General features: G+C 38.4%; 20 protein-coding genes. 11 read left to right on the plus strand and 9 right to left on the minus strand.

The genetic code is table 11. The features are described 5' to 3' along the window. Window positions 1–20: 20 nt before the first annotated feature. The 5 genes from H5160_RS06715 to H5160_RS06735 all read left to right on the plus strand — a co-directional run bounded on the left by H5160_RS06715 (window position 21) and on the right by H5160_RS06735 (window position 4642). On the plus strand, window positions 21–1067 hold the full coding sequence (locus H5160_RS06715; RefSeq protein ID WP_182715995.1) for a GGDEF domain-containing protein: 1047 nt from the start codon (window positions 21–23) through the stop codon (window positions 1065–1067). A 400-nt stretch (window positions 1068–1467) separates the two neighbouring features. Further along, window positions 1468–2280 (plus strand): MipA/OmpV family protein, encoded by an 813-nt coding sequence (locus H5160_RS06720; protein ID WP_182715994.1) that lies wholly within the window; start codon window positions 1468–1470, stop codon window positions 2278–2280. Between the two features lies 1 nt (window position 2281). Continuing rightward, the gene (locus tag H5160_RS06725; protein ID WP_024594944.1) at window positions 2282–2662 is read left to right on the plus strand and encodes a DUF3019 domain-containing protein; all 381 of its coding nucleotides are present in this window, start codon (window positions 2282–2284) and stop codon (window positions 2660–2662) included. A gap of 14 nt (window positions 2663–2676) precedes the next feature. Then, window positions 2677–3369, plus strand: a complete 693-nt coding sequence (locus tag H5160_RS06730) for a response regulator (protein ID WP_024589922.1) — start codon at window positions 2677–2679, stop codon at window positions 3367–3369. 25 nt (window positions 3370–3394) lie between these two features. After that, entirely contained in the window at window positions 3395–4642 is a 1248-nt protein-coding gene (locus tag H5160_RS06735) for an ATP-binding protein (protein ID WP_004335732.1), read from the plus strand. Window positions 4643–4733: 91 nt separating this feature from the next. Here the strand turns inward: H5160_RS06735 and H5160_RS06740 are convergent, their stop codons facing one another. Both H5160_RS06740 and H5160_RS06745 read right to left on the minus strand, forming a co-directional pair. Continuing rightward, a complete protein-coding gene (locus tag H5160_RS06740; protein WP_024594942.1) occupies window positions 4734–4955 on the minus strand; it encodes a DUF3820 family protein in 222 nt (73 codons plus the stop codon). A 350-nt stretch (window positions 4956–5305) separates the two neighbouring features. Next, a complete protein-coding gene (locus H5160_RS06745) occupies window positions 5306–6880 on the minus strand; it encodes a cation:proton antiporter family protein (RefSeq protein WP_004335737.1) in 1575 nt (524 codons plus the stop codon). Between the two features lie 266 nt (window positions 6881–7146). On the opposite strand from H5160_RS06745, the gene H5160_RS06750 reads away from it, so the two are divergent. Continuing rightward, the gene (locus H5160_RS06750) at window positions 7147–7890 is read left to right on the plus strand and encodes a sporulation protein (protein ID WP_004335740.1); all 744 of its coding nucleotides are present in this window, start codon (window positions 7147–7149) and stop codon (window positions 7888–7890) included. A 69-nt stretch (window positions 7891–7959) separates the two neighbouring features. Further along, window positions 7960–8409, plus strand: coding sequence for a GNAT family N-acetyltransferase (locus H5160_RS06755; protein ID WP_182712663.1), 450 nt, complete (start codon window positions 7960–7962; stop codon window positions 8407–8409). Window positions 8410–8487: 78 nt separating this feature from the next. Here H5160_RS06755 and H5160_RS06760 read toward each other — a convergent pair whose 3' ends face one another. The 6 genes from H5160_RS06760 to H5160_RS06785 form a co-directional block, all read right to left on the minus strand. Then, window positions 8488–9843, minus strand: coding sequence for a sodium-dependent transporter (locus tag H5160_RS06760; RefSeq protein WP_182672328.1), 1356 nt, complete (start codon window positions 9841–9843; stop codon window positions 8488–8490). A gap of 204 nt (window positions 9844–10047) precedes the next feature. Next, on the minus strand, window positions 10048–11340 hold the full coding sequence (locus H5160_RS06765) for a HAMP domain-containing sensor histidine kinase (protein ID WP_182682682.1): 1293 nt from the start codon (window positions 11338–11340) through the stop codon (window positions 10048–10050). 19 nt (window positions 11341–11359) lie between these two features. Next, window positions 11360–12064, minus strand: coding sequence for a response regulator transcription factor (locus H5160_RS06770; RefSeq protein WP_004335749.1), 705 nt, complete (start codon window positions 12062–12064; stop codon window positions 11360–11362). A gap of 24 nt (window positions 12065–12088) precedes the next feature. Further along, window positions 12089–12472 (minus strand): DUF3019 domain-containing protein, encoded by a 384-nt coding sequence (locus H5160_RS06775; RefSeq protein ID WP_024597091.1) that lies wholly within the window; start codon window positions 12470–12472, stop codon window positions 12089–12091. Next, window positions 12462–13244 (minus strand): MipA/OmpV family protein, encoded by a 783-nt coding sequence (locus tag H5160_RS06780; protein WP_259416829.1) that lies wholly within the window; start codon window positions 13242–13244, stop codon window positions 12462–12464. The genes H5160_RS06775 and H5160_RS06780 overlap by 11 nt, the downstream gene beginning before the upstream one ends. 478 nt (window positions 13245–13722) lie before the next feature. Beyond that, window positions 13723–14526, minus strand: coding sequence for a hypothetical protein (locus H5160_RS06785; RefSeq protein ID WP_182715992.1), 804 nt, complete (start codon window positions 14524–14526; stop codon window positions 13723–13725). A 112-nt stretch (window positions 14527–14638) separates the two neighbouring features. On the opposite strand from H5160_RS06785, the gene H5160_RS06790 reads away from it, so the two are divergent. Together H5160_RS06790 and H5160_RS06795 are read left to right on the plus strand one after the other, a co-directional pair. Continuing rightward, on the plus strand, window positions 14639–15793 hold the full coding sequence (locus H5160_RS06790; RefSeq protein WP_024597089.1) for a serine hydrolase: 1155 nt from the start codon (window positions 14639–14641) through the stop codon (window positions 15791–15793). Beyond that, on the plus strand, window positions 15790–16290 hold the full coding sequence (locus H5160_RS06795; RefSeq protein ID WP_002963152.1) for a histidine phosphatase family protein: 501 nt from the start codon (window positions 15790–15792) through the stop codon (window positions 16288–16290). The genes H5160_RS06790 and H5160_RS06795 overlap by 4 nt, the downstream gene beginning before the upstream one ends. Before the next feature lie 82 nt (window positions 16291–16372). On the opposite strand, the gene yhbY is transcribed toward H5160_RS06795, so the two are convergent. Further along, window positions 16373–16669 carry a ribosome assembly RNA-binding protein YhbY gene (yhbY, locus tag H5160_RS06800; protein ID WP_002963153.1) on the minus strand — a complete coding sequence of 99 codons (297 nt, stop codon included), beginning with the start codon at window positions 16667–16669 and terminating at the stop codon, window positions 16373–16375. 88 nt (window positions 16670–16757) lie between these two features. On the opposite strand from yhbY, the gene rlmE reads away from it, so the two are divergent. Both rlmE and ftsH read left to right on the plus strand, forming a co-directional pair. Beyond that, window positions 16758–17387: a 23S rRNA (uridine(2552)-2'-O)-methyltransferase RlmE gene (rlmE, locus tag H5160_RS06805; protein ID WP_002963155.1), complete on the plus strand. Its 630-nt coding sequence runs from the start codon at window positions 16758–16760 to the stop codon at window positions 17385–17387. A gap of 66 nt (window positions 17388–17453) precedes the next feature. Continuing rightward, window positions 17454–19397 (plus strand): ATP-dependent zinc metalloprotease FtsH, encoded by a 1944-nt coding sequence (ftsH, locus tag H5160_RS06810; RefSeq protein ID WP_033013425.1) that lies wholly within the window; start codon window positions 17454–17456, stop codon window positions 19395–19397. Window positions 19398–19415: the final 18 nt, after the last annotated feature.

The following is a 19415-nucleotide window of genomic DNA, read 5'->3' on the forward strand; positions in this document are numbered from 1 at the left end:
TGACGCTTGAGAGTTTATTTATGAACCACGCCGTATCACTTGCTCATTCTGCTCAATGCCTTAAAAAGGCGATTCCTTTGATGGTAAAATACCGCATGCCGGTTACGCCTATCAACTATGCAATTTGGTACTGTTACATTCAAGGGAGTAACCCTTCATTAAATGCTGAATTAGACCATGTTATTGCTGAGCAACAAACATGCTCACAAGACAAAGCAAAAGAAATTTTTGATAAGCATTTAACGCAAGACGATCTGGCTTTCTTTCAAGAAATGACTGAAAAGTTCCATACAACTATGGAGCAGGTCCAGCAAGATATAAGCACCACGCTTGAGCATTCCAAAAGCTTTACAACAAGTTTAGTTGATTCACAAAATGAATTAAATATGCTTGCTGATGTAAATTCTTATAATGAAATATTAGGTTGTGTAGAGCGCTTAACCGACGATTCTATTGCTATGCAGGATTATGCTAGAGAATTTCAAACTAAGTTAGCTGTTGCTTACAACGAAATAAAAGATTTAAAAGAAGCACTTAATATTTCAAAAGAAGCAGCTGATACCGACACGCTTACGGGGTTTTATAACCGAGGTAAGTTTGATTCAGATATCGTAAAATTTTGTTTAGAATACTCAGAGAAAGCACAGGAAGATTCTCTTGCCGTACTAATTATGTTTGATATTGATCACTTTAAACGTTTTAACGATGACTTTGGTCATCAAAAGGGTGACGAAGTGTTGAGGTTAGTTGCCAAAAAAGTGAGAGAAAATACAACTGAAACAGCAAATATATATAGATACGGTGGCGAAGAGTTTTGTATAACAGCTTATTTTGACACTATTAACGATATAATAGCGTTTGCCGATTGTATACGTTTAGCTATTGCGAAATTAGCGATTCGTAAAAAGCATGATATAACAGCTAAACGTGCTATTTCTGCAAGTTTTGGTTTAGCTATTTTACGTCCATTTACTAATAGCTCAGTTTTAGTTGAGCGTGCAGATAGAGCCTTATATATCGCAAAAACACATGGCCGAAACCGAATAGAAATAGCCCCTGATATTTAATAAGCATCAGAAGCTTGATTTATTACGGCTAAAGCCGCTATTAACTTTGGTAACCTAGTAGCTTGTAAGGTTAATAAAAAAAGTTGTTAGAGTTGGCTTCCTGCAGATTTTATTTGAATTAAAGCATTTGCGAGGTTATCCCTCATTTCCAAAGTTTCTCAAAGCAGTGCCAGGTTAGCCAACGCACATAACTAATTTGAAGGGTTTGTCACTTCAAAAACACAAAAGTTAACATTTGTGTATACAAATTGTGAATAATTGTAACCAGCTAGAGCTAGTTTAAAAAGACCTTGCTAGTATGGGGAACTTACTTAATTTAATACTTTGATGTACGCTGATGCGGTATTCCTTCTCCTTATTAACTGCTCTATGTTTTAGCACTTTGTTTGCTTGCCTTTCGGTGCAAGCAACACAGGCAAGCAAGCATGCTGACGATTATAAAGAGCAAGATATAACAACTGATCGCCTGCATTTGAGTTTAAGCGTTGGGGCTGGAGTTATAACCAACCCTTTGCATGGTGGAGATAATATTCCGCTTGTGCTTATTCCACAAATTGCGTTTTATGCAGAGCAATGGTTTTTTGATAATGGCCGCCTTGGCTATTCATTTTCACAATCCCCAAAGCATCACTTTAATCTAGTTAGTGAACTCAACTCTGAATCTCGCTTTTTTATAGACTGGCACCCTAAAAATGTATTTGCATTGCAAAGTAGTGCTCTTAATAATCAGTTTGTAATGCAAAATGAAGCCTCGTCCTCTCGCTACGCTGATATTGATAATTTGCATAAACGGCAAATTGCCTTGGATGCGGGTATTGCATATCACTATGTAAATGATGACCATGTTTTTTCAGTTCAGGCTCTGCATGATATAACCGATGTTTATCGAGGTGTACGCGGTGCATTGCAGTGGCAATATCATACTGTGCTAGGAAAGCTTAAAATAAAGCCAACACTTGGAATAAACTATAAATCTGCGGAACTAAATAGCTATTTTTATGGACTTAATGAGGGTGAAACTCAATTTGGCAAAATAGACGTTGGTAGTAGTTGGCAACCTTATGCTAAAATCGACGCCCGTTGGCCACTGAGTAAGGCTGACTCTCTTCGTTTTCATGTAGCATATTACGACTATTCGGCTATGGATGGCAGTCCGCTCTTTGAACGTACTTATTCAATGACTGCATTTATAGGATTCGATCGTACTTTTTAATATGAAGTATTCAATATTAGTTGTGTTTATTACCACTTTTTTTAGTGGTTTTAGTGTGGCACAAACCCCTGTTTTTAGTGTTTCTCCAAAAGTCTGCGTGGTTTCCGAACAGCAGGATTTTTGCGATCTTGATTTACAGTTTAAATGGCTATTAAACACCTATAGTGATGTCTGTTTGTATCAACAAGAACAACTACTTCAATGCTGGCAGCAGCAGCGTTCTGGGCAATTTAATTATAAAGCGCGTGTTCAGGTGGAGACCATATACTCCTTAATCAATCCTCATACGGGTGTGTTAATAGCAAAAACACAGGTTGAAGTACAAAGCGCCCATGCTAAAAAAAATAGGCGTAGGCTTCGCTCTCCGTGGAGCTTTTTTTAATTTAGGAGCAACTAATGCCAAAAATTTTACTTGTTGAAGATGATCTCGGTTTACAACAGCTAACAAAAGATTACCTTGAACATAATGGCCTTGAAGTCGAAGTGTTGGAGCGCGGTGACGAAGTGTTTAATTACCTAGAAAACAATACACCCGATTTAATGATTCTAGACGTTATGCTGCCAGGTAAAGATGGCTTTAGCGTTTGCCGCCAAGTAAGAGATAAATTTACTCTACCAATTTTAATGTTGACTGCTAAAGGTGAAGACTTCGACCAAGTGCTTGGTTTAGAACTTGGTGCTGATGATTATGTAATAAAACCAGCAGAGCCACGTGTATTACTAGCGCGGATCAATGCATTACTACGACGTGGGCAACCAATAGTAAAATCTAGTGAAGAACTGCAGTTTGGTGATTTAGTCATCGATAAAACAAGCCGTATTGTAAAACTAAGTGATTCAGAGATTGTATTAACTTCGCACGAGTTTGAACTACTATGGCTATTAGCGTCAAATGCGGGTGAAGTACTAAGCAGAGAACATGTGCACCAACATATGATTGGCCGTCAATACGACGGACTTGATAGAACTGTGGATGTACGCGTATCACGAATTCGTAAAAAATTAGGCGATAATAGTGATAAGCCGTATCGTATAAAAACCGTATGGGGACAAGGCTATTTATTTGTTTCTGATGCATGGGATCTTTAGAACTATTTAAGGTTAATCGGCTGTAATGGGAAAACTGTTTACCAGCTTATACTTATATATCATTGTTTCATTATTTGTTGTAAGTGGTGTTATTGAGCAGCTGTGGCCCTATGAAGAGTCGCAGCAGCAGGTCTTCTTAGACGATGAGTTTGGGCAATCACTGTGGTTGCTTTCACAAACCCCAAATGGTCTTAAAAAACTAAAGCATAACTTTGAAAGTAAAGTGATTGAACGACGTGATTTAATACTTCCTCAAAAACAACAATCGCAGCTAAATCAAAACCACTACTTATATTTGTATGATAAGCAACAACGCATTGTTTGGTATGTAGATCTCGGTAATGATTCATTACTTCAAGTAGGACCGGTAGGCGTATTAACGCAGCAATCATCTTCTGTTTGGCCGTATTTATTACTACTTATTATTGTAGGTATACCAGTTGGGCTGTGGAGCTTTTTACTTTGGCGTGACTTTGCAAAGCTACGTAAAGCGTGTGAAGCGGTAGAGGGGTTGCAAGACTTCCAACTAAACGACTCTTCTAAGTCTTTCTTTTTACCTATAACTGATACATTAAAGGTAATGCAGCAACGCATTGAGTTTTTGCTTAGTGCACAGCAAGAACTTACCTCATCGGTATCCCATGAGTTTAGAACGCCATTAGCACGTTTAAAGTTTGCAATTGTAATGTTACAAGAACAAATGCTTGACGAAAAAGGCGAAAAATACCTAACAAACATGCAAACAGATATTAGTGAGCTTGAGTCACTAGTTTCTGAAATGCTTGAATACGCGCGATTAGACTCTCAACAACCAAGTTTACAGCCAATAAACTGCGATTTAGCTGGGCTGGTAAAAACCACTGTTGAAAAGCTAAATTTTGAAGCTAGAACAACGCTCTCTATAAACCTCCCTGAGCATTTAAATTACTACTGTGATAGCCACTTTATGGCGCGAGTATTTCAAAATTTAATTGGCAATGCGCTCAAATACACTCATCAACAAGTCAAAATTTCATTGCTACAAGAGGCAACTCACATCGTATTGATTGTTGAAGATGATGGTGAAGGGATTGACCCCGTTGAGCGAGAAAACGTATTTAAGCCTTTTACTCGATTAGATAAAAGTAGAGGCAAGGACACTGGTGGCTTTGGTTTAGGGCTTGCTATAGTTGCTAAAATTGTGTCGTGGCACCAAGGAGAGTGTAAAGCAGAAAGCTCAAGCTTAGGTGGTGCTAAATTTATTGTATATTTACCTCTTAAATTTAAGACATAAAAAAAGCGCCTAAGGCGCTTTTTTTGCGGTTAAAAACCAAAATCAACAAGTAGCAATATAATAGACCGCAAGTATTTAAAAAAGTTCTCAATTATTTTTTATTTTTTTCAAGTAATGGCATTAACATTTGCTCAAGGCCATTTAGTTTAACCTCATACATCATCGCTAGTTGGCTACCAAGTTTCGAGTTAGGAAATCCCTGCTGTTTGAACCACACCAAATAAGGTTCTGGTAGTAGTAATAAAGGGCGCCCAGCATATTTCCCAAAAGGCATCGTTGTATTTACAGCTATTTTTAATTGTTTTGGATCCATAAGAGTTACTTAGGTTTTAAAGTCTGCGTAAGTGTAAGGGATTTTAGAAATATAAAATAGGCTGTGACGGGCAAGAAACAGCCTATTTTGCGAGGGAGTAGGCCCTCTGATTTAATAATTTTTTGTTGATTAATATAAACCTAGTTGAACTTTAATTAGCTGGGATCTAATTAAGTTATTATTAGAACATGGGGTTTTATTTAACCAACATGGATAGTCTACCTGTTTTTTATGGTCGTGGTGAAATGGCTTGTAAAGGAATGTAAATAGAATTGCTTTTCATTTAAAAACTAATAACAAAGCCTTAATGATTTTAAGGCTTTGTTATTTATAGACGTTATAAAAAGTGATTATTCGTTAAATAGCTCTTGTTTAACGTGCTCTGCAAAACCACTACCTGCTTCTAAGTAAAAGTTATAAGTAGAATGAACACCCATTTCTTCTAGCTCTTTTTGTTGATCAGGGTAGTTTGCAATAGCTGTTACTTGGCCTTTATAACCTGAGGCTTGTAGTTGCTCTAGCGCAAAAATATTTTGCATATGCTTTGGCATTGCAAGCATGACCATTTCTACTTGCGAATGATTTACTCGTTGCCAAAAGTCAGGATCTGTTGCATCAGCAATTAATACGTTGCGGCCTCTGTTAACGTGCTTATCTACCACTTCAGGTTTTATATCTATGCCTGCAACAACATTTGGGTGAGTCGCGTTGATTGTTTCATAAGCACCAGTACCAATACGTCCCATACCAAAAATGACTATTTTAGTATCGTTTAGGTTAACAGGTAGCTCTTCAGCTAAACGAGTTTTGCTTTCAAACTTTAATAGCCAGTGCTCTATTTTTACGTATAGCTCGTTTGAGCGCTTATTTAACGGCGAGGCAATTACAAAGGTAATAGAAACAGCAATTGCCATTACGGCCAGCCACTCAGAAGTGATCATGCCTGTGCTAGCTGCTACTGCACATACAATTAACCCAAATTCACTGTAGTTAGATAAACTAAAGGCGGTAAGTAATGATGTACGTGCGCGTAGTTTGAATATATTTGTGAACACGTAATAAAGCGCTATTTTAATAGGTAAAACTAAAACAAGTATAATAGCAACGATTAATGAGCTAGTGGTTAGCTCTGCGCTCAAGCCAATACTTAAGAAAAAACCGACTAATAATATGTCTTTTAAATTAAGCAGAGATTTTGATAGTTCTCCTGCTTTTTTATGTGGTGCAAACATCATCCCAATTATGAGTGCGCCTAGGTCGCCTTTTAATCCTGCAAATTCAAATGCATGATAACCAGCAACTAAAGCAAAGAAAAAACCAAATAATGGTAATAGTTCACCATGTTTAGAGCGATTTAATACGCCATACATGACAGGTCGTAATAAAGGCAGAGCAATTATTAATGCAATTGCCCATACATTTGGAATTTTACCTGTACTAATCGCTAAAAAGATAACAGCAAAGATATCTTGCATGACTAGTATACCAATGGCTATTTTACCGTGAAGGCTTGCCATTTCTCCGCGTTCTTCAAGCACTTTTACTGCAAATACAGTACTTGAAAAACTAAGCGCAAACCCAACTAATAAAGCACTTTGCCAACTTAAATCAATAAACAGTGGAATAGCGAAAACACCAAGCAATAACATAAAGCCACTAAAAAGCGCGCTGCTAAAAATAATATGCAATGTTGCAGGCGCCCACACTTGGGGTTTAATTAAACTGTTTACCTTTAGCTTTAAACCAATACTAAAAAGAAGAAGGGTTACGCCAAGTGCTGCTATTGTATCGAGCAACTCTGTACTTTTATAACCCGATAAATTTAAAGCAAAACCTGCTAATAAAAATCCAATAAGAGGAGGCAGCTTTAACTGATAAACAGCAAAGCCACACACAAACGCGGCGGCAAAATAGATTAGTTCCATAATTCTTAATATCACTTCATTTGGGGTTGCAGTGTAACGAAAAATTTATACCATTGAAAATAAAAATAGACCTAAAAATGAACGCGTCTAATCAAATACTTGCCTAGCTGTGTATAAAAAATGCGCATCAAACATATATTTAATCGTAAATAGCATGTAAATAACATTTTTTCACTGACATTGGCTTTTAAATATGGTTAAGATGCGATAACGAAGAAGTTTAAGCAAGAGCAAATAATAGAACCGTTCAGCTTAAGGAGAAATATATGTTTAAAAAGATTTTAGCGTCGGTAGGTATTGGTGCTGCAAAAGTAGATACTGTTTTAGAGACTGAACACCTACAACCTGGTCAGCTTTTTAATGCACAAATAGTCATTACCGCAGGTGATGTTAGCCAAGATATTGCAGGCTTAGATTTATTACTTATGACCCGTGTTAAAGTGGCAGGTGATGATGGCGATTATTTTACCAATCATGTGATTGACCAATGGCGAATTACAGATATAGGTACAATTGAGCCTGGCGAAGTTAAAAGTATCCCTTTTGAAGCACGTCTTCATTCTGAAACACCTATTACAGAAATTAATGCAGGTTACAATCAATCCCATGTGTGGCTTGAAACAGGTTTAGATATTGATTTAGCACTTGATCCGAGCGATAAAGACCATTTACATATTTACCCTAATGAAGCTGTTAAAACGTGCATGCAGGCGATGGAAAAGCTAGGTTTTAGCTTAATGAAGGCTGATGTAGAAAAAGGCCATTTGCGCGCTTCAACATTTCAATCGTTATCGGGCTGTTATCAGGAACTTGAATATAAGCCAAATAGCCGTAGTTTATTTGGCATTCAAGAGATCGAGTTGTCATTTGTACCAGAGGCACATAAAACACACGTGCTTATAGAGCTAGACAGGGCCTTTAGAGGCGATGGTTATGTAGATTTAACGATAGAGCATGACCACGTGAATTTATCGCAGTTGTGCGACCAACTAGAGCGCTTATTTGCTTAATATAAACTAACAAGTGAATAATTTTATTAAACCCGGCCTAGGCTGGGTTTATTGTTTATAGGATTTAAAATGCAATTTAAATGTGAGCAGTTTAATGCTTTAGATGCGCATACTCTTTTTACTATTATGCGAGGACGTGTAGACGTATTTGTTGTAGAGCAGGCGTGCCCTTACCCTGAACTTGATGATGTAGATATTGATTTAAATACACAGCATTTATATACACTAGACAATGGGCGGCTACACACTTATGCCCGATGCTATGAAAAAAATGAGCAATACAGCGCAATAGGACGCGTGCTGGTAAGTAAAAGTGCGCGTGGCAAAGGCTACGCCACTGTACTTGTAAGTAAAGCTATAGAATGTTGTAAAGAGCGGTGGCCTGAACGAGATATTTATATTGGCGCACAAACCTACTTACTTGATTTTTACCGCTCCTTTGGCTTTGAAGATTACAAAAGTGAATATCTAGAAGACGGTATACCTCATCAAGATATGATTTTAAAACTCACTCAATGAATCCAATTGAAGCAGCTATAAAAAAGCCCACTAATGTGGGCTATTTTATTTAAAACTATTTTAAGGCTAAGGTATCATTTAGCTCAATAGTGAATGTAAAAACACCATGCCAATAGCCAGTGGACATACAAACTTAGTATACCAAGGCCATATTTTCCAAAACAATGTATTGTGAACTTCAGGGTTACCCTCTTGAATTGCTTTTAGTAATGAGCCTCTATACCAAATCCAGCCTACAAATATACAACACATAAGACCAAGTAAAGGCTGAGCTACTTTTGTAGTGAGAGTGATTACTAAGCCAAATAAGCTGCTAAGGTTACACACAATTGTAATACTGACGATAGCGATTAGCGCCCCAATTAACCACGTTGCTTGAACGCGTTTCATCCCAAAGCGCTCTACGGTGTATGATACTGGCGCCTCTAACATTGAAATAGATGATGTTAAAGCGGCAATACTCATTAACGCAAAAAATGAAAAACCCACAAATAAGCCAACTTCGCCCATTCCATCAAATAAAGCGGGGAGTACCTGAAACACTAATGTATCTTCAGAGAGTAGCTTACCCGTTGTGGCCGAGAATATTTCAACGCCTTGAGCTTGTGCTACGTACATAGCCGGAATAATCAGTAAACCTGCAACAAAGGCTATAAATACATCAATAAGGGTCACATAGGCACCTAAAGAAACAAGATTTTCTTTTTTACTAATGTACGAGCCGTAAATAATCATTACGCTAGTGCCAAGCGATAAAGAGAAGAAAGCTTGCCCTAATGCACTTACTAATAGTTTTGCGTCAAAAATAGATGAAAAGTCAGGAACTAAGTAGGCTTTTAAGCCTTCCATAGCACCATCTTGCGTCATTACATAAGCAATAAGTGCAAATAAAATGCCTAAAAGTGCAGGCATTAAACGCTTAGACCACTTCTCAATACCGTTTTCAACGCCTCTACTTATAATAGCGACAGTTAGTACGATAAAGATCATAGTGAATATAATATTTCGAGTAAGTGATTGCTCGCTTAACCATGTAGATGCTGTGTTGGCACCAACTAAAGTGGCTATGGGTTCAGCTGTGGCGCTGAGCATCCAACCGGCAACAATGGCGTAAAAGCTTAGTATAAAGCCAGCGCATAAAATACCGCCAAAACCAACAGCAAAAGCAAAGTGTTTTTGCCATGACTTATTAGATATTTTTTGAAGTGATGACACTGCGTTTGCTTGGCCATGACGTCCAATCATAAGTTCAGCCATTAAAGCAGGGTAGGCTAAAAAGAACGCAAGCACTAAATATGCGACTAAAAATGCAGCACCGCCATTACTTGCTGTTTGTGTAGGGAATCCCCAAATATTGCCCAAACCAACGGCAGAACCCGCGGCGGCCATAATAAAACCAAAGCGAGAGCTAAACTCGCCTCTAACTGCGCTCATATTATTGTACTTCTCTATTGTGTGACGGCGGTGACAATCTACTGGAAATGTAAAAAAATAAAAAGTGCTTATTTGCTGATCTAGCACAAATTAATAAGTAAAGTGTATGTTATAACCATCGATTTTAATTGTTGTTATTAAGTCGTTTAAAATAACGAGTTGATTTTGTTTAATAATTGTTAATTACAGTCTGTAACTATTGCTTTACGGATTATGGTGCTGTGCAATAGTGAGAGTAAAGCACGCCCCCCCTAACTGGGTGCTTTTACTTACTTTAACGCTGCCATGATGCCAATCAGCTACCTTGGTAACAATGGCTAGGCCAAGGCCATAACTCTTATCGGCTCTGTTACGGTGATCTTCCTCTCTAAAAAATGGGCTAAATACATTACTAAAGTTCTCTTGTGCGATACCTGGGCCGTCATCTTCTACCGTTATTATAAGCTGTTGCTCGTGTAACTTTGCACTGAGGTAAATATGTTGGTTTGCAAAATCACATGCGTTAGTTAATAAGTTAGTAATTGCACGGGCCAGCCAGTGAAGATCTGCATTTATTATTTTATCTGTACTATTGAGTTGTACGTTGAGCATTTGCATTTCAAGTTTTGGTGCAAGTTGAACTAAAATATCTTCAAGGTAGGATTTAATATTGGTTGATGAATAGGTTAGTTTATTCGCGTTTTGCTCTAAAGTAGCAAATGCTAAATAGCTACTAAGCATCGATTCCATATGATCTAAATCGTTTTCCATACGGGTTAAATACTGTTTTACTTTTTGCTCATCATGGCTATCTAATGCCGCATCTAAACCAAATCGCAGGCACGCGATAGGGGTGCGGATGTCGTGAGACAAGCTCGAGGCCATTAGTTTGTTTTCGGCGACGAGTTTCTCTATTTGGCTAGCCATGCGGTTAAAAGTAAGTTCCACATCTTTTATATAGGTAAAGTGCGATACCTTTATTCGGGCTTGAACATTACCAGAGGCAAACTTTTTAGCGGCTTCATTTAAGACAGTTAGCCGTTTAGCTAAGGGCGCGATAATAAACCCCATAAATACACATAGGCCTGCGTAAAATAGTAGAGTTAATATAATGTCGTTATGCTGCTCGCTATCAAAAATTTTATCTAAGCGCATTGATAAGTGAAAAGGATTTAAAACGTCGCTACTATAAAGCATATAAAAGCCTTGCTGATCCTCTAAAATCAGCCCACCTGGCGTGTGCATTTGTAATAATAAAGAAGGTGGTAAGGCGAGTGACTCATTTGGCTTGTAGTCAATTAAAACATCAAACTCTCGGGCTAGTTGTTTTACATAATCGCTGCGCTCAGATGTAGGTATGTTAGCTAACTGCTTATTAAAACCCATGATCATTTTACTTTGCTGACTAAATTCATCTTGTGGGGTATGCGCTTGTTGACTAAAAGCATCAATAAGCCAGCCCAATACCACAATAGATAAAAGTGCACTGCCTAGAAGCGATATATAAAACTTTTTCATTTATTTATTCATCGCTCTATTACCACGCGGTAGAAACAAGTAAATATCCACGGCCCCAAATAGTTTTAATTTTTTCGGGGTTTTGTGGATCATCATTAAATTTTTTACGAAGTGCAGAAATAAGTACATCAACACTTCTATCAAGCCCGTCGTACTCTCTACCTTTCGTCGCTTTAAATACGGCATCGCGTGAGACAACTTGACCTGCATTGCTTGCAAGGTAGTGTAATAATAGATATTCGGCGCTTGATATGTTTATATCTTGCTCGTTAAGGGTCACATTTCTAGATTCGGTATTAATACTAAGTGCACCAACTTGAATAATGCTTTGGCTAACCTGTGGTTTATTTGGTTCATTGTTTTGACGCAGTGCTGCTTTTATTCGCGCTAGTAATGCACGCGGACGCACCGGTTTCATTATGTAGTCGCTTGCGCCAACTTCTAAACCAATAACTTCATCCATCTCTTCATCGCGTGCGGTGAGCATTATAATAGGCGAATTATAAAAGCTACGAAGCTCTCTACATACGCTGATACCATCTTGCCCCGGGAGCATAATATCAAGGAGCACAATATTTGGGTTTAACGTTTTGACCTTGCTAACAACTTCGTCACCACGATGACAAACATGCGTTGTATAGCCTTGCTCTGTTAAATATTCAGCAACCCATTGCGCTAGTGATGCATCGTCTTCAACAAGTAAAATAGTGCCGTAGTTATCCATAAAATATCCCTAATGCGATTGGTATTAAAATAGTCGCCAGCGGCGTTTTTTTTGTCTGTTTTGATAAACCCATTGTAGTTTTACTTCTGCTGTACTGATGACTTTGGATGTATTGCTATCAAATAGTTCAAATGAAATGCTTTGCTGTGAGTCAAAAGCATAATTAAAAGTACCACTTTGTTGCTTTAGCCAACATTGCATAATGTACTTTGAAGTTGCATCGCGTAGGCAGTAATTGCCAATGATAGGTTGCTCCCACGTAAGTGTGACATCGGCATAGCAATTACGCCCTTCGCGCAGTGCAACACAAGTGTCGGGTAGTGCTATGAGTGCTTCAGGGGGGTCCTGCGCTTTAACAGTAAAGGTACTGGGAAAGATCAGTAATACCCAGATCCATCTAAAATACATAACGTAGGCCTACCTTGGCTTTATGTTGATATCCTTGGGAAATAATTGGGCTGTCGTCAATTTCTTTTGAAAACCATGTAGTAAGCCAACCGGATAAAAACACCCAATCTTGGCTTATTGGATATTCAGCATGGAACTCAAAGATAATACTAGTACTGGCATTGCTGGTATAAATCGGGCGAAGGCTGGTGGCTTCATCGCTATCAATGCCAAAGTAATAATTGGTAAAGTCAGCAGAGTAGGCGCTTAAACCAACACCAGACCTAAACTCCCAGTTTCGCCATGGCAAAATGTGGCTAAAAAAGCTATTTATAACCCAGCCATTATGGGCACCAGATATGTCATGAAGGTATTCAAAGGAGAATTGTGAGTTTTCAAATCGGCGCGAGAGCCTAAGACCAACATCAAAATCGTAATTACGTTTTTTAATACCTTGGAGTTCTTTTATAACACCATGGTTATAAAACCCGAGGCCTTTTTCGTCAAACCCGGCTTGAGTATTTGTGCCAAGTATATCTAAGCCCCAATCAAATTTATCTATAAGGCTGTAACCAATTACAAGACCACCGCTGAGTTGATTGTGATCAAAATCAAGATAAAATTTATCGTAAGAAACAGCAAGACTTAAATCAAGCTCAACGCCCTTATCGTAAGATTCGATACCGATTAGGTAAGAATCTTCAACATAAAAGCCCGCACCTGCACTCCAATCCCAGGCAAAGCCTTGGGTTGGCTCTAACGTATTGTCTGCATAATAGCGATTACTTGCCATACTTGTGGTGCTAAAAATAAAGCAAAAAAGCAATGTTATGCTAACTAAAGTATGGTTAAGCAAAGTGTTTCTCATCCCTATGGGGCCTAATTATTATTTGTTATTAGGCGTAGTATATTGTTAATTCGTTCCTTTAATCTGTAAAAAAATGTAGTAAGTGTTAGGTCTGTTGAACTTTCAAGGTTAAATTTTCAGCAGTCTGTTTGGTATATAAGCAAGGCAGAGCCTATGCAGTGTGGCTATTCCCCATAAATGGGCGATAACGTAGCATTAATGCCAAACAGGCGCTGCCCAATGGGTTCTTCCTAAGGGCTATTTACGCTTTGTTGCTCGGTTTTTACTTATTCTTACATGGATGTAAGCCATTAGAATAACGCAGGAGCAGTTATCGAGCCCACTAGGTTACAAACCGAGCGCCGCGATTAAATAGCCCCTAGTTTGAACAAATTTTAATCCGTAAAGATCAACAGACCCTAATTTACTGAACTTTAATTTTATCGATTAATATACTGCTTAAGTAAAACTGCATCATAGGCGTTAATGCGCTTACTTCTGTTCTGTTACATGGACCACTAAGCTTGGCAAGGCTAGATAACTTTGACAACGTTTTGTACCGAGGAATTTGAATGTCTTTTCCAAGTCTTTCCATGCGGGCTTCATCAGTATTTTGCTGATGGACAAAAGCGACAACCTCAAGCTCATTAGTTATTTTTTGCTCTTCGGTGAAACTATAAACTAGTGGCTCACGATGAAAACTTGCACTATCAATAGAAGATTTAGCAAACCAAACAACATCACCTGATGCTTTGTGTGTGAGGCGCATACTTACTTGTGCAAATATTGCAGCGCATTCCTGAGTTGGGTATTGCTGAGCAATATCTGAATATAATGTAAAAGGGTTCTCAGGTTGCTTTATTGCGTACTTAACATCGTCAGTGAAAGTTAAATCAAGTTGCTGAATAGTTAGTGTGTAGTCGCTGTTATTTTTAGTGGTTACTTTTAGCTGTTTATCGTTAAGTGCTTGGCTAATTTGCGATAAAAGTTTATCGGTTACACTTGCCTTATCGGTAATAATTTTTACTGTTTGGTTTCTAACTACCTTATGTGCAGGAAGTTGAACGGATTTAACTTTTGGGGATGAGTGTTCTGTGGTGTACTCAAGCTGGTAGGTCTGACTTTTTAATGTTGGCTTTAATGGCATAGCCAGTGGCTCGGCCGGCTGCTTTGTAAGAGTACAACCAGTTGATAATATAACAAAAAGTGACACAACTAAAAAACGCATAAGTACTAAACACTCACTAAAAACCAAATAATCGTCGTATTGTACGTTAGTCCAAACAAAACTTCATGATATTATCTACATAGATGTAGTTAAAAAGATAAAATTTATAAAAATGAAGTATCTCAAATCTTTATTGTATAGCCTACCTGCTTTGTGTTTGTTGTTTAGCTCTGTGAGTTTTGCAGCAAAAGCAGATCCTGATTGGGATGCATTTGTAAAAAAGTACGGCCGTTATGCGCAAAAAAAACTGAAAAATAAAGGTATACCAGGCGCTGCACTTTCGATTGTAAGTACAAACAACTCAGACTACATCCACACCATGGGTGTAACTAAAACCCGAAATGGACAAAAAGTAAATAAGCATACCCGGTTTAGGCTCGCGTCTGTTTCTAAAACATTTGCAGGCTCGTTATCAGCTAAATTAGCCAATGAGGGTTTACTTAAATTAGATAAAGCTGTTAGCGATTACATAACTGAGTTCAAAGGGACTGTTTATCAAGATGATTTAAAGGTATTTCACCTTCTAAGTCATGCAAGTGGGTTAGTGCCTAATGCGTACGATAATTTGATAGAGTCTCGTATGGATTACCCCAGTATTGTTGAAAAATTACTTAGTGTTAAACCTATTTGCAAACCAGGCGAATGTTACGGTTATCAAAATGTTATGTTTAGCCTTATAGGTAATGTGATATTACAAAGCAGTGGTAAAAGTTACGCGCAGTGGTTACGAGAAACTATTTTTGCGCCTTTAAAAATGAGTGATGCCAGCTTAGGTTTTGAATCTATGGTTCAGGATGAAAATTACGCATTACCACACGTGCGCGGTACAAAACGTTGGTATAGCGCTAAGCTTAAAAAAAATTATTATAAAGTGGGACCTGCAGCGGGTGTAAACGCAAGCGCAAATGACATGGCCATTTGGTTAAAAGCCCAGCTAGGGCAATACCCTGATGTTTTGTCATTGGATACTCTAGCAAAGCAAACGCGTCCTTATACACATACAAAAAAAGAAATGCATCGCAGGGTGTGGAAAAAACACCTTAATGAGGCTTATTACGGACTAGGTTGGCGGGTTTATAATTACGCTGATGAAACGCTTTACTATCATAGTGGCTGGGTGCAAGGATATAGAAGCGATGTGGTTGTGTTTCCCCACTTAAATGTTGGTTTTAGTTTAATCGTTAATGCTGAAACCGGCGTAATAAATGAATTAACAACTGAATTTATCGACAGGCTATTAGAATACAAACGAGGTAAAAAAATATGAATAAAATAATATTAGCAATCACTTTTTTAGCCTTGTCATTTAATTGTAGTTTGGCATTTGCCGCACCTGACGAGGTATATTTGTTTCGTCATAGCGAAAAGTTAACGGGGAAAAACCCAGCGCTCTCAGAAGAGGGGAAGGCACGTGCAAATAATTTAGTTACTTTGTTTAAAGAACATCAAAATATACATCTTTTTAGCAGCAACTATAAACGCACGTTGCAGACAGCCGCACCTTTGCAGGCACATTTTAATACCAAATTAAATGTGTATAACGCAGGTGAGCTAGGTGATTTAAAAAATGAGTTACTCAAACTAAAGGGTGTAGTTGTTGTTATTGGGCACAGTAATACGACGCCGCAACTGGCTGAACTACTCTCCAATGAAAAAGTGCCAGCTATGAGTGAGACACAATTTACTCAGTATTTTATATTGCATAATAAGCCCAGAAGTAATGGCACTGATTATGATGTAACGCACCATACAATGAGCTTTTAAATTAAAAAGTGTTATATAACAAAAAACCAGCATTAAGCTGGTTTTTTAATTTAAACGTACTAAATCCTTTAAATAGGATTAATTAGTTACGTGGTAAATGTATTTTTTTCTCAACACTTTGACGATAAAGCACAATAGTGTGACCTATCGTTTGTAGCTTAGTCGCACCAGTTTCACGTACGATTGCTTCAAAAATAAGTGCTTTTGTTTCACGATCATCAGTTGGAACTTTAACTTTGATTAATTCGTGAATTTCTAATGCACTTTGAATTTCGACTACTACGCCTTCGGTTAAACCGTTAGAACCTAGTAAAACTACAGGCTTGAGGCTATGTGCCTGACCTTTTAAAAACTGCTTTTGTTTGTTTGATAATGTCATGTTTATACAAATTTTGCTGAATATGGCTTGAATTAAGGGTATTCTAACGCCATCTAGAGAATATTACTAATTAGTTGCGTGTTAATTTATGACAAATAAAAAACAGTCAGCCAGTTCACAGCGATGGCTGAAAGAACATTTTGATGATAAATATGTTCAAGAAGCGCAAAAAAAAGGCTGGCGTTCACGAGCGGTTTTTAAATTAGATGAAGTACAAAATAGAGATAAGTTACTTCGCCCTGGTATGACCGTTGTTGATTTAGGAGCAGCTCCAGGAAGCTGGTCACAGTATTTGGCAGAAAAAGTAGGTGACAAAGGTCAAGTAATTGCCTGTGACATATTACCTATGGACTCACTTGCGGGTGTTGACTTTTTACAAGGTGACTTTCGTGAAGAAGCTGTGTTAAATGCGTTGCTAAAACGTATTGATGGTAAAAATGTTGATGTGGTACTCTCTGACATGGCACCAAATATGAGTGGTAATAACTCAGTAGATCAAGCGGGTAGTATGTATTTGGTAGAACTTGCGCTGGATATGTGTAGTCAAGTACTAAAGAAAAATGGCGCATTTATTGTTAAGGTTTTCCAAGGTGAAGGCTTTGATCAATACTTGCAAGATGTACGTAATAGTTTTAAAGCAGTGAAAATACGCAAACCTGATGCCTCACGTGCCCGTTCTCGGGAAGTATATATAGTAGCGACTGGATACAAACTGTAGTACAGTTGCTTGGCGTTTAGTTGAATTTAAATTAATTGGATACAAGAGGTTAACCCCTTGAGCGATATGGCGAAAAATTTAATACTATGGCTGGTGATTGCAGTTGTGCTGATGTCAGTCTTTCAGAGCTTTAATGGTGGCGAGCAAGTTGATCGTCAAACAAGTTACACTCAATTTGTTAAAGATGTCCGCAGTGGCTCTTTACAAGAAGTTATTATCGACCGCGGTACAGGAAATATTACTGGTACTAAGAGCAGTGGTGAACGTTTTCAAACAACGATGCCAATGTACGATGAAGACTTAATAAATGATTTACTTAAAAATGATGTAAATGTGAAGGGTGTACAACCTGAAGAGCAATCATTCTTAGCAAGTATATTTATTTCTTGGTTCCCGATGATACTGCTTATTGGTGTATGGATATTCTTCATGCGTCAAATGCAAGGCGGCGGCGGTAAAGGCGCTATGTCATTTGGTAAGAGTAAAGCTCGTTTAATGAGCGAAGATCAAATTAAAACAACGTTTGCAGATGTTGCTGGTTGTGATGAAGCGAAAGAAGATGTTACCGAATTGGTAGACTTTTTACGTGACCCTTCTAAGTTTCAAAAGCTTGGCGGTAGTATTCCTAAAGGCGTACTAATGGTTGGTCCTCCTGGTACTGGTAAAACGTTACTTGCAAAGGCTGTTGCGGGTGAAGCGAAAGTACCGTTTTTTACAATTTCTGGTTCAGATTTTGTTGAAATGTTTGTCGGTGTGGGTGCGTCACGTGTACGTGATATGTTTGAACAAGCTAAAAAAGCGGCACCTTGTATTATCTTTATAGATGAGATTGATGCGGTTGGTCGTAAACGTGGCGCAGGTATGGGCGGCGGTAACGATGAACGTGAGCAAACACTCAACCAAATGCTAGTAGAAATGGATGGTTTTGGTGGTAACGAAGGTATTATCGTTATTGCGGCAACTAACCGACCAGATGTTCTAGATCCTGCATTACTTCGTCCAGGTCGTTTTGACCGCCAAGTAGAAGTTGGTTTACCTGATATCCGTGGTCGTGAGCAAATACTTAAAGTACACATGCGTAAAGTGCCATTAGGCGATAACGTAGAGGCGGCTCTTATAGCGCGTGGAACACCAGGTTTTTCTGGCGCTGATTTAGCGAACTTAGTAAACGAAGCTGCACTTTATGCTGCACGTGGTAATAAACGTGTTGTAAGTATGGCTGAATTTGACGCTGCTAAAGATAAAATCATGATGGGCGCAGAGCGCAAAACCATGGTGATGAGCGAGCAAGAAAAAGAAATGACAGCATATCACGAAGCAGGCCACGCAATTGTGGGCCGTATGGTTCCTGAACATGATCCAGTTTACAAAGTATCTATTATTCCACGTGGCCGTGCGCTAGGTGTAACAATGTACTTGCCTGAACAAGACCGTGTTAGTCATTCAAAAGAGCTTTTAGAATCAATGATTTCAAGCCTTTATGGTGGCCGTATTGCTGAAGCGCTTATTTATGGTGCTGACAAAGTAACAACGGGTGCAAGTAACGATATTGAGCGCGCAACTGATATTGCACGTAAAATGGTTACACATTGGGGTTTAAGTGAAAAGCTAGGTCCATTGCTTTACGCTGAAGATCAAAACGAGATGTATATGGGTGGTGGCGGAAGCCGTGCATCTAGTATGTCGGATGATACTGCTAAAATAATTGATGCTGAAGTACGCTTGTTTTCAGATCGTAACTACCAAAGAGCAGAAGAAATATTAAAAGAAAATATTGATATTCTTCACTCAATGAAAGACGCGTTAATGAAATACGAAACAATCGACGCTAAGCAAATTGATGATTTAATGGCGCGCCAACCAGTGCGTGAGCCGCGCGATGCTCATGACCGCCATGAAGCTAAGCCGGTAAAAGAGCAAGAGCCTCAAGAGCCAGTGCTTGATGAAAGTCAAAAAGCGGATGATTCATCGAAAAAAGATGAAACAAACCTTGATGATAAAGCTGAATAATCGTTAAAATAGTTAGTG

Origin of the sequence: Pseudoalteromonas sp. SG43-4 (genome assembly GCF_014164325.1) — a bacterium.
GTDB classification, from domain to species: domain Bacteria; phylum Pseudomonadota; class Gammaproteobacteria; order Enterobacterales; family Alteromonadaceae; genus Pseudoalteromonas; species Pseudoalteromonas distincta.

What these genes read in the sequence shown, in the direction of transcription:
- H5160_RS06790 (WP_024597089.1), top strand. Translation starts at nt 14,639, where the DNA reads ATGAAGTATCTCAAATCTTTATTGTATAGCCTACCTGCTTTGTGTTTG.
- rlmE (WP_002963155.1), top strand. Translation starts at nt 16,758, where the DNA reads ATGACAAATAAAAAACAGTCAGCCAGTTCACAGCGATGGCTGAAAGAA.
- H5160_RS06755 (WP_182712663.1), top strand. Translation starts at nt 7,960, where the DNA reads ATGCAATTTAAATGTGAGCAGTTTAATGCTTTAGATGCGCATACTCTT.
- H5160_RS06750 (WP_004335740.1), top strand. Translation starts at nt 7,147, where the DNA reads ATGTTTAAAAAGATTTTAGCGTCGGTAGGTATTGGTGCTGCAAAAGTA.
- H5160_RS06780 (WP_259416829.1), bottom strand. Translation starts at nt 13,244, where the DNA reads ATGGCAAGTAATCGCTATTATGCAGACAATACGTTAGAGCCAACCCAA.
- yhbY (WP_002963153.1), bottom strand. Translation starts at nt 16,669, where the DNA reads ATGACATTATCAAACAAACAAAAGCAGTTTTTAAAAGGTCAGGCACAT.
- H5160_RS06760 (WP_182672328.1), bottom strand. Translation starts at nt 9,843, where the DNA reads ATGAGCGCAGTTAGAGGCGAGTTTAGCTCTCGCTTTGGTTTTATTATG.
- H5160_RS06785 (WP_182715992.1), bottom strand. Translation starts at nt 14,526, where the DNA reads ATGCGTTTTTTAGTTGTGTCACTTTTTGTTATATTATCAACTGGTTGT.
- H5160_RS06775 (WP_024597091.1), bottom strand. Translation starts at nt 12,472, where the DNA reads ATGTATTTTAGATGGATCTGGGTATTACTGATCTTTCCCAGTACCTTT.
- H5160_RS06715 (WP_182715995.1), top strand. Translation starts at nt 21, where the DNA reads ATGAACCACGCCGTATCACTTGCTCATTCTGCTCAATGCCTTAAAAAG.
- H5160_RS06795 (WP_002963152.1), top strand. Translation starts at nt 15,790, where the DNA reads ATGAATAAAATAATATTAGCAATCACTTTTTTAGCCTTGTCATTTAAT.
- H5160_RS06740 (WP_024594942.1), bottom strand. Translation starts at nt 4,955, where the DNA reads ATGGATCCAAAACAATTAAAAATAGCTGTAAATACAACGATGCCTTTT.
- H5160_RS06745 (WP_004335737.1), bottom strand. Translation starts at nt 6,880, where the DNA reads ATGGAACTAATCTATTTTGCCGCCGCGTTTGTGTGTGGCTTTGCTGTT.
- H5160_RS06765 (WP_182682682.1), bottom strand. Translation starts at nt 11,340, where the DNA reads ATGAAAAAGTTTTATATATCGCTTCTAGGCAGTGCACTTTTATCTATT.
- H5160_RS06725 (WP_024594944.1), top strand. Translation starts at nt 2,282, where the DNA reads ATGAAGTATTCAATATTAGTTGTGTTTATTACCACTTTTTTTAGTGGT.
- ftsH (WP_033013425.1), top strand. Translation starts at nt 17,454, where the DNA reads ATGGCGAAAAATTTAATACTATGGCTGGTGATTGCAGTTGTGCTGATG.
- H5160_RS06730 (WP_024589922.1), top strand. Translation starts at nt 2,677, where the DNA reads ATGCCAAAAATTTTACTTGTTGAAGATGATCTCGGTTTACAACAGCTA.
- H5160_RS06770 (WP_004335749.1), bottom strand. Translation starts at nt 12,064, where the DNA reads ATGGATAACTACGGCACTATTTTACTTGTTGAAGACGATGCATCACTA.
- H5160_RS06735 (WP_004335732.1), top strand. Translation starts at nt 3,395, where the DNA reads ATGGGAAAACTGTTTACCAGCTTATACTTATATATCATTGTTTCATTA.